Origin of the sequence: Paraburkholderia sp. BR13439 (assembly GCF_040948805.1) — a bacterium.
Lineage (GTDB): Bacteria > Pseudomonadota > Gammaproteobacteria > Burkholderiales > Burkholderiaceae > Paraburkholderia > Paraburkholderia youngii.
Genome location: NZ_JBFPKN010000024.1, coordinates 65,081 through 82,852, shown reverse-complemented (window position 1 = coordinate 82,852; position 17,772 = coordinate 65,081). Strand labels below are relative to the sequence as shown.

At 60.4% G+C, this 17,772-nt stretch carries 14 protein-coding genes, 1 tRNA gene and 1 pseudogene; 8 read left to right on the top strand and 8 right to left on the bottom strand.

The window, feature by feature from the left end:
• The first annotated feature begins 4 nt into the window (after positions 1-4).
• Entirely contained in the window at positions 5-2,023 is a 2,019-nt protein-coding gene (locus AB3X96_RS34370) for a sodium:solute symporter family protein (protein WP_176123500.1), read from the top strand.
• A 71-nt stretch (positions 2,024-2,094) separates the two neighbouring features.
• Positions 2,095-2,185: transfer RNA gene (locus AB3X96_RS34365), tRNA-Ser, on the top strand.
• Between the two features lie 321 nt (positions 2,186-2,506).
• Here AB3X96_RS34365 and AB3X96_RS34360 read toward each other — a convergent pair.
• The 8 genes and pseudogenes from AB3X96_RS34360 to AB3X96_RS34325 all read right to left on the bottom strand — a co-directional run bounded on the left by AB3X96_RS34360 (position 2,507) and on the right by AB3X96_RS34325 (position 11,491).
• The gene (locus AB3X96_RS34360) at positions 2,507-2,812 is read right to left on the bottom strand and encodes a hypothetical protein (protein ID WP_368593184.1); all 306 of its coding nucleotides are present in this window, start codon (positions 2,810-2,812) and stop codon (positions 2,507-2,509) included.
• 118 nt (positions 2,813-2,930) lie between these two features.
• A pseudogene (locus AB3X96_RS34355) lies at positions 2,931-3,125 on the bottom strand (transposase); the annotation flags it as partial.
• 62 nt (positions 3,126-3,187) lie between these two features.
• Positions 3,188-4,323 (bottom strand): IS3 family transposase gene (locus AB3X96_RS34350; protein WP_368593183.1). Its coding sequence is split into 2 segments (ribosomal slippage): positions 3,188-4,068 and positions 4,068-4,323, totalling 1,137 coding nucleotides; the frame shifts between segments, so codons are not numbered across the junction.
• Between the two features lie 114 nt (positions 4,324-4,437).
• Positions 4,438-6,375 carry an RICIN domain-containing protein gene (locus tag AB3X96_RS34345; RefSeq protein WP_368593182.1) on the bottom strand — a complete coding sequence of 646 codons (1,938 nt, stop codon included), beginning with the start codon at positions 6,373-6,375 and terminating at the stop codon, positions 4,438-4,440.
• Between the two features lie 200 nt (positions 6,376-6,575).
• Positions 6,576-6,845, bottom strand: a complete 270-nt coding sequence (locus AB3X96_RS34340) for an SCO family protein (RefSeq protein ID WP_368593207.1) — start codon at positions 6,843-6,845, stop codon at positions 6,576-6,578.
• 1,350 nt (positions 6,846-8,195) lie between these two features.
• Positions 8,196-8,543, bottom strand: coding sequence for a hypothetical protein (locus AB3X96_RS34335; protein ID WP_368593181.1), 348 nt, complete (start codon positions 8,541-8,543; stop codon positions 8,196-8,198).
• A 123-nt stretch (positions 8,544-8,666) separates the two neighbouring features.
• Positions 8,667-9,731 (bottom strand): primase-helicase family protein, encoded by a 1,065-nt coding sequence (locus AB3X96_RS34330; protein WP_368593180.1) that lies wholly within the window; start codon positions 9,729-9,731, stop codon positions 8,667-8,669.
• A 743-nt stretch (positions 9,732-10,474) separates the two neighbouring features.
• Positions 10,475-11,491, bottom strand: a complete 1,017-nt coding sequence (locus AB3X96_RS34325; protein ID WP_368593179.1) for an alcohol dehydrogenase catalytic domain-containing protein — start codon at positions 11,489-11,491, stop codon at positions 10,475-10,477.
• Positions 11,492-11,606: 115 nt separating this feature from the next.
• On the opposite strand from AB3X96_RS34325, the gene AB3X96_RS34320 reads away from it, so the two are divergent.
• From AB3X96_RS34320 to AB3X96_RS34295, 6 genes are all read left to right on the top strand, one after another.
• A complete protein-coding gene (locus tag AB3X96_RS34320; protein WP_368593178.1) occupies positions 11,607-12,524 on the top strand; it encodes a LysR substrate-binding domain-containing protein in 918 nt (305 codons plus the stop codon).
• A gap of 1,052 nt (positions 12,525-13,576) precedes the next feature.
• Positions 13,577-14,002, top strand: a complete 426-nt coding sequence (locus tag AB3X96_RS34315) for a hypothetical protein (protein ID WP_368593177.1) — start codon at positions 13,577-13,579, stop codon at positions 14,000-14,002.
• Between the two features lie 31 nt (positions 14,003-14,033).
• Positions 14,034-14,726 (top strand): protein mobD, encoded by a 693-nt coding sequence (locus AB3X96_RS34310; RefSeq protein WP_368593176.1) that lies wholly within the window; start codon positions 14,034-14,036, stop codon positions 14,724-14,726.
• 453 nt (positions 14,727-15,179) lie between these two features.
• Positions 15,180-16,172 carry a zinc-binding dehydrogenase gene (locus AB3X96_RS34305; RefSeq protein ID WP_368593175.1) on the top strand — a complete coding sequence of 331 codons (993 nt, stop codon included), beginning with the start codon at positions 15,180-15,182 and terminating at the stop codon, positions 16,170-16,172.
• Between the two features lie 9 nt (positions 16,173-16,181).
• Positions 16,182-16,607 carry a Zn-ribbon domain-containing OB-fold protein gene (locus AB3X96_RS34300; protein ID WP_368593174.1) on the top strand — a complete coding sequence of 142 codons (426 nt, stop codon included), beginning with the start codon at positions 16,182-16,184 and terminating at the stop codon, positions 16,605-16,607.
• A 4-nt stretch (positions 16,608-16,611) separates the two neighbouring features.
• Positions 16,612-17,766, top strand: coding sequence for a thiolase family protein (locus tag AB3X96_RS34295; RefSeq protein WP_368593173.1), 1,155 nt, complete (start codon positions 16,612-16,614; stop codon positions 17,764-17,766).
• Positions 17,767-17,772 lie beyond the last annotated feature (6 nt).

Here is a 17,772-nt window from a genome sequence, read left to right as displayed (position 1 = left end):
GCCGATGAAGCTCACGCATCGGCTGATCCGCTCGTACGCGCTCTACACGCTCGGCTTTCTGCTGTTCGTCTATGTGATGTGGCGCATCGAGCGCAGCACCGGTCCCGGTGTGTGGATCGGCTATGTGTTCCTGTTCGTGCCGATCGCGGTGTATGCGGTGATCGGCGTGCTGTCGCGCACGTCCGATCTGGTCGAATACTACGTGGCGGGACGGCGCGTGCCGTCGGCGTTCAATGGCATGGCGACCGCGGCCGACTGGCTGTCGGCCGCGTCGTTCATCGGCCTGGCGGGCTCGATCTACGCGACCGGCTACGATGGCCTCGCGTACCTGATGGGTTGGACCGGCGGCTATTGTCTCGTTGCGTTCCTGCTCGCGCCGTATGTGCGCAAGCTGGCGCGCTACACGATTCCCGACTTTCTCGGCACGCGCTATTCGAGCAACGCGGTGCGCGGCCTCGCGGCGCTCGCCGCGATCCTGTGCTCGTTCGTTTATCTGGTCGCGCAGATCCAGGGTGTCGGGCTGATCGCCACGCGCTTCATCGGCGTCGATTTCGCGGTCGGCATTTTCTGCGGGCTCGCGGGCATTCTGGTGTGCTCGTTTCTGGGCGGCATGCGCGCCGTTACGTGGACTCAGGTTGCGCAGTACATCATCCTGATCCTCGCGATGCTGATACCGGTGTCGATGATCGCGCATAAGGACGGCCTCGGCTGGGTGCCGCAATTCAGCTATGGGCGCCTGATGGAGCGCATGGAAGCGCTCGAGAAGCAGGTGCGCGACGCGCCGCTCGAGGAGCGCGTGCGCGACGACTATCGACGCCGTGCCGCGCTGATGCAGATGCGGCTCGATACGCTGCCGCAATCGTTCATCGACGAGAAGCAGCGGCTCACGCAGGAGGTCGGCGATCTGCGGCGCCATAACGGTCCGTTGCGCGAGATCAAGGAACGCGAGCGCGCGCTCGAACAGTTTCCGCGCGATGCCGCCGCCGCGCAGATCGTCTGGAGCCAGAAGCGCGACGACATGCTGATGCGGGCGACCGCTCCGGTGCCGATGCACGAGCCGTTTCCTGCTGTCGGCGATGAAGACCGGAGCACCCATGCGCGTAACTTTTTGTCGCTGCTGCTGTGTCTGTCGCTTGGCACGGCGAGCCTGCCGCATATCCTGACGCGCTATAACACGACGACTTCGGTGGGGTCGGCGCGCCGCTCGGTGGGCTGGACGCTCTTTTTCGTCGCGCTGTTCTATCTGACCGTGCCGGTGCTCGCGGTGCTGATCAAGTACGAGATCCTGTCGAATCTGGTCGGCCATCATTTTGCCGATCTGCCGCAGTGGCTGATGCAATGGCGCAAGGTCGAACCGAGCCTGATCAGCCTCGCCGATACGAACGGCGACGGCATCGTGCGCTGGAGCGAGATCCAGATGCAGCCCGATATGGTCGTGCTCGCGGCGCCCGAGATCGCGGGGCTGCCGTATGTGATGTCGGGCTTGATCGCGGCGGGGGCGCTGGCGGCGGCGCTATCGACCGCGGATGGTCTGCTGCTGACGATCGCGAACGCGCTGTCGCACGACGTGTACTACCACATGGTCGATCCGAACGCGTCGAGCCAGCGGCGCGTGACGATCTCGAAGATTCTGCTGCTGGGTGTCGCGCTGTTCGCTTCGTATGTGGCGTCGCTGAATACGGGGAATATTCTGTTTCTGGTCGGGGCGGCGTTTTCGCTGGCGGCGTCGAGCCTGTTTCCGGCGCTCGTGCTGGGCGTGTTCTGGAAGCGCACGACGCGCCTGGGCGCAGTGGCGGGGATGGTCGCGGGGCTCGTCGTGTGCATCTACTACATCGTGTCGACGTATCCGTTCTTCACGCAGATGACAGGTTTCACGGGTGCGCGCTGGTTCGGCATCGAGCCGATCAGCTCGGGCGTGTTCGGCGTGCCGGCGGGGTTTCTCGTGGCGATCGGGGTGAGTTTGATCGATCGCAAAGCGGACGCCTATACGATCGCGCTGGTCGACTATATCCGGCATCCGTAGGGCGTTTGTGTGCGGCGTTGGCTAGGGGTGTGGCGCAAGGCGCGAAGTTTGCTATAATTCGGCTCCCCGCCGGAGAGATGGATGAGCGGTTTAAGTCGCACGCCTGGAAAGCGTGTATAGGTTAATAGCCTATCGGGGGTTCGAATCCCCCTCTCTCCGCCAGGATATCAATGAATACGGGCCTCTTGGCCCGTTTTTCGTTTCTACCCACCAAACAACCCACCATACGCCAAACTGTGGTTGCGGGTCGTGGCCTACAGGGGTCGGCGCACGCCACGTTGCCACCATGGGTTGAAACCATCCCGTTTGCATTGAGCATTGGCGGCGACACGCGCGCGCGTGATACCTGTTGCCGTTGCCGACTTCGCGGAACGCCGCCTGGGTCCCGGCCGGCAATGCCAACTCCCGGCGGCCATGCAACCGGTCAGGTTCGGAGGCAATCGTCTGCCTGAATCGCCATTCGGCTGCGGAGTCTGGAACCGCTCATCTGATGAAGCCGCGCTTCCTTCTCTCTCCTTCGATCCGCTTCATTTCGCCCATCCAGTACGCTTGTTGCACGGCGTCGTCAGCTCTCATCGCGAGTAGCGACTGGAGTCGCGCTTCTTTCTCGGCTCGCACAAGATCTGCCTTCGCGCGAAGCATTTCAAGATCGCCATAGTCCACGGGTTTATAGACTCCACCCAGTCCGGAGTGAGCATAGATCGCGTATATCTCGTGGGGGATGATGGCTGCCTGGTCGGGATCCATACCTTCGCCCTCCAGCGCAAGTACGAACTTGTGCGTGTCCATGCAACCTCCTTATCGGGTTAGGGCCTGCCACTGGTGCGTGGCCGGATGACCGCGTTGCATCGCCGGCACGACCGTGTAAAGCAGCACGAGAAACGACAGGCCAATCAAAGCGGCGGATTCAACCGGTCGATGCAACGATTGGGTTAAATCGCTCAGCCGGCGTGTCGAAGTTTAGTGTTTTTCGGGGACGTTCGTTGAGCCGTCTGGCTACGGCATTCAGTCTGGCCTGCGAGTAGACGGAGAGATCAGTACCCTTAGGGAAGTGTTGCCTCAGAAGCCCATTCGTGTTTTCGTTTGAGCCGCGTTGCCAGGGAAGAGGTGGCTTCGCTCGTTCGGACAGTTTTCCGGGATTTTTAAGTGGAGCGTCCGAGGCAATCATGCTGCCGATTTGATCGCTGGCAGCGTCGCGAAGTATGCCTCATCCGGCGTGCGATCCGCCAAGCTCGAATGGGGCCGTTTCCGGTTGTATAGCTCGATGTAGTCGCCAATGGAGCGCCGGACGTGGCTGACCGACTCGTAGGCCCTCAGGTACACTTCTTCGTACTTGGTGCTGCGCCAGACGCGCTCGACGAATACGCTGTCGCGCCAGGCGCCTTTGCCGTCCATCGACAGCCGCACGCCGCGCTCAGGTACGGCATCGGTGAACGCGGCCGCCGTGAACTGGCTAGCCTGATCGGTGTTCACGATGTCTGGCAGCCCGTAGCGGGCGAATGCTTCTTCCAGCGCCTCCACGGCATGTATTGCCTCCGGCCTCATGGCCACCCGGTGTGCAAGAACCTTGCGACTCGCCCAATCTACTACCGCCGTCAGATAGACGAAGCCACGCGCCATGGGAATGTACGTTGTGTCGGGTGCGAAGACCTGATTGGCGCGCTCGATCTTCATGCCGCGCAACAGGTACGGCCAGATCTTGTGCTGCGCGTAGCGTCGGCTCGTGTTGGGCTTGCAGTAAAGCGCTTTCACACCCATACGCTTCATGAGCGTGCGCACGCGACGGCGACCCACCCCATGGTCTTCCCGGCGCAACAGCCGGACCAGCATTCGCGCTCCGGCGAACGCAAACTCCAGGTGCAGCCCGTCGATCCGGCGCATCAAGTTCTGGTCAGCCTCGCTGACCTGCCGCGGCCGATAGTACGCACTCGATCTGGCAATGCCGACGAGCTTTGCCTGTTGCGACACCGGTAACTGATGGCCACGGTCAACCATCGCTTTGCGCCCAGCAATCCCGCCTTGTTGAGCGCGCCGCTTGAAAAATCATTTTCCAGAGAAAGCTGGCCGATCCTGGCGTGTAGGGTCTTCACGTCTACCGGCGGCTCGTTCGATACCACGCCCGCCGTTCCAGACACGTCGGCCGCACGCTCCTGCAGCTGCCGTTTCCATTCCGTGATCTGGTTCGGGTGCACATCGAACTGCTGCGCCAGTCCGGCCAGCGTGCGCTCGCCTTTGACTGCCGGCAGCGCCACTTTCGCCTTGAACGCCGCTGAGTGCTTGCGTCGGGTTCTCTTCGTCATGTCCTCGGTTCCTTTGCCTGCATTTTCGCTGGCTCAAGCCCCGGGCGTTCCACCTATCCCGCTGTCCGAATTCGCCCGGCCACCTCTGATCACGTCCGCACATCGCCGCCATCCTCAGTAAATGCGCAACGTCTTTGCGACGCTGGGCACGCCCTTGTTATTGAGAGCAAACAGCATGTAATAGCCGGGGACGACGATGCCCGGATCGGACGGGATATTGATCAGGTATTCGCCCGCCGTACCGGTGGTGAAATTCACCGGGACCCGGCGCTGCTCGTTGTCCAGCGAGTGCGTTGCCGATGCCATGCGGAGGAGCGAGAAGTTGGTCACGGGACTATTGGTGGTGACGGCGATGGAAGTACCGAGGCTGACCTCCGACGGTGCGGAGACGATGACGGGTCGCGTTGCCGCCGAGCCGTCCGGATTCAGCAGATAGGGCGGCGTCAGGATCTCGACACTCGGATGGTTGGCCGAGCAGGTGCCGCAGAGGCCGCCACCGCCGCTCAGCACACGTCCGTCGGGCAGCAGCAGGGCCACGCTGTGGTAATTTCGCGGCGTGGCCATCGGCGCCAGCAGCTGAAATGTCACTGTGGCCGGATCCCAAAGCTCAGCGGTGAGCACGGCTAGATCATCGGAGAACGGCCTAGGGTAGGTCTGGCCGCCGATCACCACAACTTGGCCGTTCGGCAGCACCACACTGTTATGGAAAGCCCGTGCATAGGCCATCGCGGCGACCTGGCGCACCTTGGCCGTGCCACCGTTGATATCAATGAGATTGGCGTTCGCACTTGCCCAAGTGCTATCGTAACTCGGCGCGCCGCCTATGGTGAGGATCTTGCCGATATCGTACATGACTGCGTTGCCGTTCATTGCATCGGCGTCCCCGCCGCGCTCGCCGGCCCAGGTAATACTGCCGCTGCCGGCCGTGTCGATCCAGTGCATGCTTTTGCTTGGACCTGCGTGAAATACACGGCCATTGGACACGGCAAACATCCAGACATGGTTATCCGCGCGGTAAATGCCGGCACCATCAGCGGTGAGGATTTCGGTGGCAAACACTGCAGAGTTGAGTTGCCAGCCAGTACCTGGGAGCCAGGTTTCGCCATTCTTGTTACCCTTGTTGACGTCCCACGACCCGCCCAGGGTAAATACGCCGCCATTGGTCAGCGTGACGCTGCCATTGTATCCGCGGCCAATGTTCATCAGCGGGCCGGCGGACCACGAGAGCGTGGCGGGATCGAAGATACTAGTCTTGGTATCGCTGGAACCACCATTGACGAAAATCCGGCCGTCGGGAAGATTCGCAATGCCAGGACAGAACATGTCGTGGCCGGTGTTGCTTACAAGCATTTCAGAGGAATTTCCCGTGGCAGGGTCAAAAATAACGGTATAGGTCTGGCCACCGTCGCCGCCGAAATTGAGGGGGTCCCAGGAGGACCACGTCAGTACCTTGCCGTTGGGCAAGTTGGCTGCCGCGACCGGCACGATCGGAAGTGCTTGCGGCGCCGTCCAGCTTGACGGCAAGGTGACGGCCTGCGGAGGCGGGGTGTGCAGGCCATCGATTTCCCAGGTCTGGCTCGCGCTGCCGTCGCATGGCATCTGCACGACTTGCTGGCCTGCCTGCGGATTCCCCCCCCCCTGAGCGACGAGACACTTGGCGCTGTGCGCCGCCACGATCGCATAGCCCGTACCTTGCTGGCGCAGCGTGAACTGCTGGTTCGGTTGCCCGTTGCAGGCCCACTGAATCGCCGGGGCGCCCGCGTCAAGGCTAATTCCCGTGATGTCCAGGCATTTGCCGCTGTGCTGAGCAATGAGCTGATACGCGGTGCCGACCGGTTGGAGCTGCCAACTTTGGTTGGCTTGGCCATTGCACGTCCAGACAATCACTGCCGCTCCGTCTGACTGCGAAATTCCTGTGACATCGGTACACAGCGTCGTTCCGCTGGGGCGCAGCGTGCTGACTGCGGCGTTGGACTGTGCCGCCGCCGGCCCGGACAGCATCATGGTTATGGCCATGCAAGCGGCGCCAATCCATCCAAGCAGGCGTGTCATCTTACATCCAGCGTATCGTTGGCAAGTATGAGTCATGGCAGTGGTGGGTTGTTGTTTGGTGCTGTCTTGCTCGGGGACCAAGCAGTCAAGCTTGGGCTAGGTGTTCCACAACGTATGGGACTTCATCGGCCAGCGGCAAGGAGGTGCTCCGCCAGCGTAGTTGTGCAGCCTTGCCGAAGAAATAGACTTACGTGGGATGGCTATCCAGGCCTGGGGACAGCGCTCGGCCGGCGAGGGCCGCCCCTGATCTCCTCTACGTCGCCAATGCGCGGTCTCACGGCGTGCCGGGCCGGACCGGCGTCAAATCGCTCGAGCCACGCGCGCAGTGCGCCCGGTGAATCGGCGAGCGGATCAATGCTGAGTGATATCAATCGAAGTGGATATTGCGAGCCTAGTCGCGGTATTCCTTGCTGCACGGCAGAAAATAGCGCGCCCTGCAGCGGACAAACCGAACTGCACCCAGTGAACATTGTCTGCACTGCTGAAACGCTGCCACACAGGACGTCCCGCAGGAGCCGCCTTTGGCCGCCCTCGTCGACGACCCAAGTGTCTGGAATACGCAGCGGTGGATTCACCGCGCCGCTGCCGCCGTGTGCGTATATGTCGCGAGACGCGACAGCGACGATGCTTGCGGAAATACCCTGAAGCCATGCACGCCGGGTCCATCTCATTTCCATATACCTCCGAAATGCGTAGTAAAGTCAATCATAGAGACCGGCGAGCATAGGGAATCGCAGAGTCTCACGATAAGTGCCCGCCGTTATGACAATGTGGTCGCCCGACTTCAGCGCCGCGATGGCGGTGGAGATCGTTCCATACACAACGGTCTGCAGCATGAATCCGCACGACTATCCTCGCGGCCCGCTCGTTGAGCGGCATGTTGTCAGGCAACGTGCCCTCCAACACGTCATTAAAACGCCCGCGCCGGTAATTTAGTTGCATTTGAGAGGACTTCGGACGCAAATGAACGCGGCAAGATCCAGAGAAATCCGTATTTCTCGATCAAACCGCTCGTACGAAGTAGTCTCAATTAAACTTTTCGCCGCAAACCACTTGCCATTGTCACAGCCAATAGGCTGCGACCTATAATTCCATTCGTAGTACGAATGTTCTGGCAGACTCCACCTATACTGCTGTCGATTTGAGTGTTCAATGCATCCGCTGTATGCGCCCCACCACCTATTCACACATAGGGTGAGGCATTGATGACAGAGCAACCTGTTTTTCCGTGCGGTCAAAATGATTTAGCAGCGAGTTCACGCTATGCGTTGACGCGTCACCGGTTTACGATAGCGAGTATGGTGGATCGATATGGCAAGCCTCTGTGCAGTAACCCACTTAAACATTTAACCGGTGAAGTCGCTCATTGCAGACTTCGCGGTGTCTTCGCAAAACAGCGTGATGTAGTTGGCCGCGAGTCTGCGATTAATGAATGCCTTGAACCGAAGGTTCGGAGTGCTATCTTTAACACTATCGGACTGGCCTTACACGAAACGCTGCTGATATGCGGCTGCTGTGGTCGGGCGCTCACCGTTCGCTACAAAGGTAACGGCGGCCTTTATCCGTTGTGCGGACCCACGCGAAGAATGGGACCCGTTCTGAACAGCGAAAGCGGGTGTGCCGGGCGTGAAAATCGATGTGAGCCCCGGCCACTCTCAAGGCTCAATGTATTTTTTCTCGATCGGCCATCTGCCGTCGCGACCATAGCGCAACGGGTAAATTGGCGGGTTGCGCTGCCGACGTCGAAGCGCGAGCGTTGAGCAGCAGGCCCGGTTCCGCCCGCTTCGTCGAGCAGCAGCGACTCGCCCGTGTGGATCGCTTCACGGATTTCGGTCCTCCGGCCACAGGCGCAATTCTGCGTCCACGCGCTGATCGCGTAGCTGCGTCGACCCATCCGACCGAGAGAGCGTACCCCAGCGATGCCAGCCGTCGCCCCAATTGACTTCGATCGTCCAGTGCGTGCTTGCCCCGTTCAGCCAGATCGGCTTCAGTTGCGTAATCTTTTTCGAGCGACTCCGGGCGGCCGTATTGGCCCGCGCTTTCTCGGCCTTCGACATGGGTGTGTGCCAGCCTGGAAAGTTCTGTTCTGCCTGGATGGAAGCTGTTTTTTCCGTGATGGTTTCCGGTTCCTTCTCAGTGGTCGCCTTGTCTACTGGCATCTGGCACATTGACGTGTCTCCGTAGGAGTGACAGGCAGGTAAATAAAGGGTTTGCAGGGTGTGACAGTGGCTGTGTGCCAGTGCTGTGCCAGTTCGTCTTTCCGGCGATTGGCAAGCGCTGGCACAGGTATGTCAAACCAGAAAGCTCTTCGGAGCGGTCCCGGCGAACGATTCATTCATCGCCGGTTCGGCGGTTTCCCACCAGTTGTGCCAGCTTTGAAGATCGCTTTGGCACACCTTTTCATGACACCAGAAGCGCGATGGGACGCGTTCCGGCCCGACGCGGTGACGCTCGTCCCCCATGTAGCGGTACCCCATCGAACGGAGAAATTCGGCGCAGAAGCGCTTGATCTGCGCGGGCTTCAGACCGGAGTGCGGGCCCAGCTGGGACGAGACCGCCGACACAAAACAGGCCACGGCCACCCACGAATCAGTGACGCCACCGGGCTTCTCCGCCCAGACGGTCTGACACGCTGCATCAAGGTCGCTCTCGCTCATTGCAATCACGAGGCCCCGCATCGTCGTGTGCGGTGCGTTGCCATCCGGATCGAAGTCAGGATGCCAGTCGGCGTAGTGCATCAGCCAGTAGCGCATCGCGCCAGGATAGGTATGGATCGCCGTGAAGAGGCGCTTATAGAAGTCCGGCTGCGCCGCCTTGAACGCCTTCAGCGACGCGGTGCTATAAGCGGTTTGCAGGAACATGAAACGCCGGTCATCGTCGGTAACAGGCATGCCGTCCAGGTGATTCGAGGCAATCAGGTATTGCGTGGTATTCGGTGCGGTGTACGGCGCGCGTCCCTTGGGATGCACATCGATCGCGTCATTCGTGATGTAGGGCTCGATCTTGTTGGCCGCATCAAAGCGATTCGGCCCGGTCAGCTTGACCTCTTCGATGAGCGTCACGCACTGGCCCACGGCCCAGTCGGTGAACGTCGAGCCGTTCAGCAGCTCGCCGCTCATCGTCCGGTAGTTGGAGGCGCCCACCACCAGGCCCAGCAGCACGCCGAAGAAGCTCTTTCCGTCGCCCTGCACGCCGCACAGGTACGGCGACCAGCGGATTTTCCGACCCGGGTGCTGGACCACCCACGCCAGCCAGTTGATGAATAGCTGGCGCTCCCTCGCGTCGGCGATGATTCTGGTGAGATGATCAAGCACGAGTGCTACGGCCTGCTCTTGCTCATCGAGCAGGCAGGTCAACCAGGTCTAAGCTCAATTGCGTCTAAAGTCGCGACAGAATTCGTGTTTTGACGTGCACGGCACCAGAGTGCCAGGTGAGTTCCCTGATGGCGGAGTGTCGCGTCAATGTGACGATGCATTCCTTCGCGAGGCAGGAACTCAGTCTTATGGATAGCTCCGCACCATTTAGAGTTTCATTCGGAGGCTAAAAGGCGACTGTCGGCCGAGGCCGTGTGAAAACGCACTCTAAATCAAGCCTTCTCAAAAACCGACCCATCAGATCGCCCCGTATCGGCTTGGCGACGACTCGGGAAGGGTAAAGCGACACCTGAAAACCGAGTACTTTTGCGTTTTCACACGGCCTCGGCCATCTACCGCCGCTGGCCTAGTCTGTCACATCGCCGTTCAAACGTCGCGTCCTTACTTGGCCGCGGACATTCGAGCGCCAATCGCGATCGTCGCGATATCGGCCTTAACGGTGGTTGTTCCATCAGTCATTCAACAGCCGGTATAGGTTGTCCAACTGACCGCACACGGGCAACTCGGCGAACGGGAGCTTCGCCCGTCACGCAAACAGTAATCAACTCCACGGCGGCCAGGTGGATTCTCCGAAAGTGGCGTTCAACTCTCGAATCGGGAGACTCCCGCGAAGCGGGCGCGCTCCCTGGTGGCGGTTGTTAGTGTTGGCCTCGGAATCGACTGGCCTGATCACGCGATACCCTCCGTTGTGCCTGTCCAATCCAGTCGATTCCATCAATTCCGGTCTACGAATCCGAGCTGAGCAGGACTGCCCCGTTGCGATTTGCACGCTCGATATGCTCGATCGCATCAGCGAATCGGGTCAGATCGTAATCGGCCGCCGCATCGAAATGCTCGGGCGCGGTGCGGCCGATCCCGATGGCCTCCGCCACATCCTCACGACGCTGTTCGGCCGACGTGGTCTGCACCCAGCGCGAAGACGACACGCCTTTGAACATGATCTCGTGATGTGTCAGCCCACCAGACGGGAATATGATGGGTTCCGGAGACATTCCGCCGTAAAACAACAGAGCCCCGCCATCGCCGAGAAGCGGAACTAGGTCGCTCACCATCGCTCCGCCCACCGGATCCATGATGACCTGAAGCGGCCGCCTTCCCGCGGCATGGCGGACCTGGCCGAGCCAGTCCGGATCGGCCGTCGAAATCACCGGCAAATCCGGGAACCGTGCTGACAGGATCTTCGCCCCATTACTGCTTCGAACCGCGCCCACCACGTTCAACCCGCGGCTGCGGGCCGCAATCGTCAGAAAGCGTGCTACCGAAGAGCCGGCCGCATTCAAGAGAATCGGTATCTCACGACCGGCATCCGGGACTGCGCGTTGCGCTGCCCGCAGCAGCATGAGCGCAATTACAGCGTTAGGGAGCATCTGGGCGGCGATAGCATCGGGCAAATCATCCGGGATGGGTGTCACAAGCTCGGCGCGCGCCTTGAGAAGCTCTGCCCAGGCGCCCGGGACTGGATTGAAAATCACGCGCGTGCCCGGCTTCACACCGGCAGAATCGACGCCTTCGCCCACGGCCTCGACGATGCCTATACCATCACCGCCCGGGATCAGGAATCCGTCTGCCGGCACCGGGATATTGAATTTGCCTCGGACCATGGCGAGATTTCCGGGATGAAGTTGACGCTTGGTCACGCGAACCACGACTTCGCCGGGCCCGGGTGGCGTCGGATCAGGCAGCGTCTTCAGTTCAAGAACTTTTTCCGGCTCGCCGAAGCGGGTAAGGACAACAGCTTTCATCAATTTCACTCCTGGTTGAGGTCGTCAGGAGTGAGATTAGGCACTTTATTGCATCGTGATTAGGGGGTATTGTCTTGTTCTGGCTTCAAGCAAACGTTGAGGATCAGCGTTGTATATGGAAACTCTGGCGAACCTCGAATCATTCGTGAGAGCCGCCGAAGGCGGCAGTTTTGCAGAAGCGGGACGCAGGCTGGGATTGACTGCGGCCGCGGTCAGCCGAAACGTGGCGATGCTCGAACGCAACCTCGGAGTGCGGCTCTTTCAACGATCGACCCGTAAACTCGCGCTCACGGAAGCCGGCGAACGGTTCCTCGTATCGATCCACGGCAATCTCGACGCGCTCCAGTCCGCCATTGCCGAAGCGGCAGCGCAAAGCAGCGAGCCGGCGGGTGTCTTGAAAGTCAGCATGCCCCCGACATTTGGCATCGCGCACGTCCTGCCCTTGTTGCCGGCCTTTATGGCAAAGTACCCGCGAATCCGCCCGGAGTGGCACTTCGAAAACCGGCCAGTGGATCTGATCGCCGAGAACTACGACGCCGCCATCGGCGGTGGCTTCGATCTCGCACCTGGCCTCGTATCGCGCACGCTGGCCCCGGTGTATGGCGTTGCCGTGGCCTCTCCAGCCTATATGTCCGGCCGGTCGCTGCCGACCGATCCTTCAGGACTCGCTGCCTACAACGGCATCGTCGTGCGCTCGCCGCACTCGGGGCGAATTCGTCACTGGATGCTCAGGAATGCAAATGGTGTCGAGATGGCGGGAGTACTCACCGAAAACATCGTCGTGAACGATCCGGCTGCAATGCGCGAGGCCGCGCGTCTCGGCCTGGGGGTGTCATTGATCGCACTGTTCGATGTGCTGCCCGATCTGGAGCGCGGGGATCTGATACGGCTGCTGCCGGACTGGTACGCCGATGTCGGCGCAATTTCACTCTACTACGCGTCACGGACGCTCATTTCGGCCAAGACACGGGTCTTTGTCGATTTCATCGTTAGCTCTTTCAAGACCGAGCGGTTGGGCCACCTCAGTCCGTAGCAGAAACCATGTCCAGAGTCGAGCAATCGTTGGTCCGAGGTGGCGAGGAGGCATAGACAGGTCGCGGGCTTCGGCCGACCTGCCGTCGGGCTCGATCACGACATCGACGGCCGGTGCAACCTGGAAGCCGCCGTTAATGTGACGTCGTGACAAACGACGGTAGTGGGTCTAACGCCGGCGTTGACCTCGCGCAAGAGCGGCTGTTCCTCCGCTGTGTTGGACCGGATCGCGACAATGAACGCAACGGTGACCGCCGGCGCGCGCATATGGAGGGACGCTCGCGACACTCACGCTGTACCGCTTGCCGTCTTGAAGCATTGACTCGCGGACCGTAGAACGACGAGCAATAAGCAATGGCGCCCAAAACCGGCGCAAGCCTATCCTGCTGTCCCTCGTTGTTATTCTTTTTCTTTTGTCTTCCGCAAATCCTGTGAGTGTGGTCGCCGGTGGTCGCGCAAAAAGATGAACACCTGCCGCAAAAAAAATGTACTCATTTGCGCAGCAAGATGAACTGACCCGGCTGAAAAAAATAGCGTATCGCGTGAACAGGTCTTTCTCCCACGCGCAAATTGATGATTGACCGGGAGCGCGAAGTCATGACTGATGGCGCAACATGGATGAGCATGGGCTACCGTGCTTCACGCAGAAAAATTCAAAGGTCGTATTGAACCCGTGCGCGAGGATGCAGACGCTCGCGCAAATTGAACAAAGACTTTTCCGCGCGCAGTACCACAGGAAGCGCATCAGACCGGCATGTCACCTCAAATCCCACGATCATCCGGCGCAAATTGGCGCGCGACGGATTTTATGTGCCGCACGCAGCCAATGCACAGCATCTGATCATTCGACCCGAGGGCTGATGCACTCGTGTTGGCCGACGCGTAAATAACGGTACGTTGCGCGCACGCGACGGCGCAAAAAAATTTGTTGTTCCAGAGGAATCCAGATTAATCCAGCACCGTCCATCACGCCGAGTCGGGCCTGTTTCCAGGTATTGACGCGTGCCAGTCCCATTTGCAAGATGGCATGAAAGCAGTGTGCAGGAGCCAGTCATGCCGGTGATGAAAAGCTTTACCCAGGCGCAATGGGACGCGGCAGCGCGCCGTCTCGACGCACTGCCGGAAAAGCCCGCGCATGAGCACCGCGTCAATGTCTGGGATGCAATGAAGTCCATGCAGACTCAAATCATCGATGCACAGAAAAAGGGCTACACCCAGGAAGAAATCGTCCAGCAGATCGCCCAGGACGGTGTTGAAATCAGCGCCGGCACGTTGCGATATGCGATGCAGCGTGCTGCCAAAGAAGAAAAGGCCGTGCAGGCGGAGCGGCTCGTCGCAACGAATACCGCTATGACAGCGTCTCGCGTGAAAAAAGGCGCTCAGGCGAAGCCATCACATTCTCGCCATGCGCGCGCCGGACTACAGCAGAACGGGGATGGGGAATCACCAGGCCGGAACGCACAGAGATCCAGGGCTTAGGCCGGATACTGAAAACCTGTAGAGGTATGAAATGGCAATGCAAAATCCTGCAATCTATATGGTCGGCGGAAGCAAGGGCGGCGTTGGCAAGGGTTTCGTTACGCTGGCGCTGGTCGAATATCTGCGGCGCACGGATGTTCACACCGTTCTGGTGGAGACGGACACTTCGAATCCTGATCTCATGAAAGCTGTCCATGATGAAATCGAGTGCGCTTCATGGGATCTGGATGAGGCGGGCGGCTGGATCGATTTCGTCAATTTCTGCGATAAGCATCGGGATGCGACAGTCATCGTCAATACGGCGGCGCGAAGTCAGGCCGGCGTTGCCCGGTACGGCGGGACACTCGCCGCCACGCTGGACGACCTGGCCCGCCGTCTCGTCGTGCTATGGGTCATCAACCGGCAGCGCGACAGTCTCGAACTGCTGCTTGAGTTTGGCGAAACATTCCTGCGTGCGCTCACGCATGTCGTGCGCATTGGTTACTTCGGCGCACCGGACAAGTTCATGCTGTACGGGGAGTCGAATCTCCGCAAGGCCATCGAGGCACAGGGCTGGTCGCTGGATTTTCCCGAGCTCGCGGAGCGGGTCGCCGACGAGCTTCGCAGTCAGCGCCTGTCGATCCGCAAGGCGGCGGAGACGATGCATATCGGCGAGCGGGCGGAACTGCTGCGATGGCGCGCGCTGTACAGCGACATGTTCGCCAGGGTGACTGCCGATGCGTAATCAACGGCGGTAATGGGGTGGGTTTCCAGAATGCATCCCAGAAACTAATAGGTAAACGCCGGGTCACGCTATTCGACCCGGTTAGATGCAGACCCGGGCAGCACTTGTTGCCGAATGAATGGACAGGTAGCCTGCCGGCTTACCTATCCGGTGAGGGCTACTTCCGCCCCTTTACCATGGGTGATGTGCCTGACCCCGTCGCCGATGCTCGCTGCAGAGAGAGCAATCATGTTGTCATAGCCGAGGTCGCACACCTGCATGGCAAAGCATTCCGCTCAACGGAATCCAATAATCAATCCCCTAGTCGTCACGGCGCCCTTATGCCAGTAGGTAGTTTGCCTAACGGGTGTCTGCGTTCGAAATGATGATTCCGCTGAACGGAATACAAGTTTTGATGCAGCGGAATGCCTGCCGTATATTTTTAGCCAGACGAGCAACAGGAGCGGACTGGCTGTGCAAACGATCCATATTTCGCGCGCGGGCGGCCCCGAGGTACTGCAGGGGATTATCTGCCCGCAGCCACAACCGGGACCAGGAGAGCTCCTGCTTCGTGTTTCCTACGCTGGCGTGAATCGGCATGACTGTAACCAGCGGGCGTCCGCGCGCCATCCCAATATCACGCTGCCAGCGAATATCCCAGGCCTCGAAGTGGCGGGCGAGGTAATGGCCTGCGGGCCTGGCGTAGAGAACTTCCGGCCCGGCGACTCCATCTGCGCGTTGGTCGATGGCGGCGGCTATGCCGAGATGTGTCTGGCCGACGCAGCGCTGACCTTGCCCTGGCCGACCGATGAACTGCGTACCGGAGCCGGGTTGCCTGAGGGCCTATTTACCGCCTGGTACAACCTTATCGAACTGGCCAGGTTGCAACCGGGCGAGCGGCTCCTCATCCATGGTGGCACGAGTGGGGTCGGGTTGATTGCCACGCAACTGGCCGTCATGCGCGGCACTGAAGTCTGGTCAACCTGCGGCAACGAGGAGAAGCGTGCACTGAGTGCCAGCTTCGGTGCAGCGCGTACCTTCAACTATCGCGCGCCTGACTTTCTTCCAGCTCTGCAAGAAGCTGTAGGCACTGGGATGGACGTGATTCTGGATCTCTCAGGCTTGCGCTACTTCAATTCCAATCCGAAGCTCGCGGCCGATGGTTGCCGCATCGTTTACCTCTCCTCATCCTCCTGCGGGCCAGAGCCGCTCAATGGTGCCGCGTTAACGACACGCCAGGTGTGGATTACCGCCTCGCGCTTGCGGCAACTGCCGCGCGAACATAAAGCGCGGCTTGCTGCAGCGCTGAGCGCCGCGCACTGGCTGGACCTGTCTGCAATCCGTTTGCACATCGATTCCGAGTTTCCCCTGGCTGAGGCCGCCCGCGCACATGAGCGTATGGAAAGCGGTGAGCATGCCGGCAAGATCCTGCTCGCCGTTAGCGAATCCGTCCAATTTCACAAGTGAGTTTGACCTATGAGCCACGTTATCCCCGACAGCATTGAGCGCCCGATCTGGGCCATTCCGAGCAGCATTGCCTATGCCTCCGACGGCTCGCCGCGAGTGATGGCGGGGGTCTGCCGTCATTGCGGCCAAGCGGTATTTCCACCGCCCAAGGTTTGCCCCGCGTGCTGGGAGGAGAGGATCGACCAGATCGAGGTGCCCTCGACCGGTACCGTCTATACCTACTCGGTGGTGCATTCCGGCCGAGCCGGCTGGAAGACCCCCTATGTGTTGGCATTCGTCGACTTCAAGGAGCGCAATGTGCGCGTGGCCGGGATCGTCCAGGGCCCGGAGGGTTGGAGGCCCGAACTCGATTCCATTGTCCGGGTTGGTACCGGCATGGTGTGTAACGACGCTAACGGCGAGCCGGTTTACGCTCACTGCTTCCTTCCGGAGTAGCGCGATGAGTCATAACAATTTCCGTCGAGTCGCTGTTGCCGGCGTCGCTATGAGCCAATTCGGCAAGCGTCCCGACACCACTTTGCAAGACCTTGGCTGGCCGGTTGTCAAACAGGCAATCGCTGACAGCGGTTTCGATCGCAAGCAGATCGAGGCCGTGTACTGCGGTTCCGCGTATGGCGGTCGTCTGGTCGGCCAGCGTGTGCTGCGCCCGCTGGGCCTGCTGGGTATCCCGGTGGTGAACTGCGAGAACGCCTGTTCAAGCGGCGCCACTGCCTTCCGGGAGGCGTGGCTGGCGATCGCCAACGGCCTCTGCGATGTCGCCCTGGTGCTGGGCATCGATAAGCTCACATCGTTGGGCGGCGGTGTTCTACCTGGACAGCCGGAGGATCACGAAGTGTCGGTCGGCATGAGCATGCCGGTGATGTATGCAATGCGCGCGCGCCGCTATATGCACGAGCACGGCATTTCGGACGCAGATCTGGCGCAGGTGGCAGTGAAGGCACACAAGCACGGGGCAATGAATCCTTGGGCGCAGTTGCGCAACGAAGTGTCCGTGGAGCAGGTGCTTAACGCCCGTCCTATCGCCGAGCCGTTCACGCTGATGCACTGCTGCCCGACTGGCGACGGCGCTTCCGCTGTGGTGCTGTGTGCCGCGCAACGCGTCCCGGCTTCCGGCCGCAAGCCGGTGTGGGTCGCGACATCGCATCTGACTTCCGGCCAGTACATGACCGGCTTCCGCGACATGACCACGCCCGAGATCACGGTGCGCGGCGCCAGGGATGCGTACGAAGAGGCAGACATCGGCCCGGACGATATCTCGGTCGCCGAGGTACATGACGCCTTTACGATTGCCGAGCTGCTGTACTACGAGGCTTTTGGCTTCTGCCCCCAAGGTGAAGCGATCCAACTGCTGAAGAGCGGCGCTACCTCTGTGGGAGGGCGCATCCCGATCAATCCGAGCGGCGGCCTGCTGTCCAAGGGCCATCCAGTGGGCGCCACCGGCATTGCTCAAATCACCGAGATCGTCTGGCAACTGCGCGGCGAGGCCAAGGACCGGCAAGTAGAGGGTGCAAAGGTAGGACTCGCGCACTGCACAGGTGGGGGTATCTCGGGTTTGGACCACGGAGCCTGCGCTATCAATATCTTTACGCTGTGAGTAGAC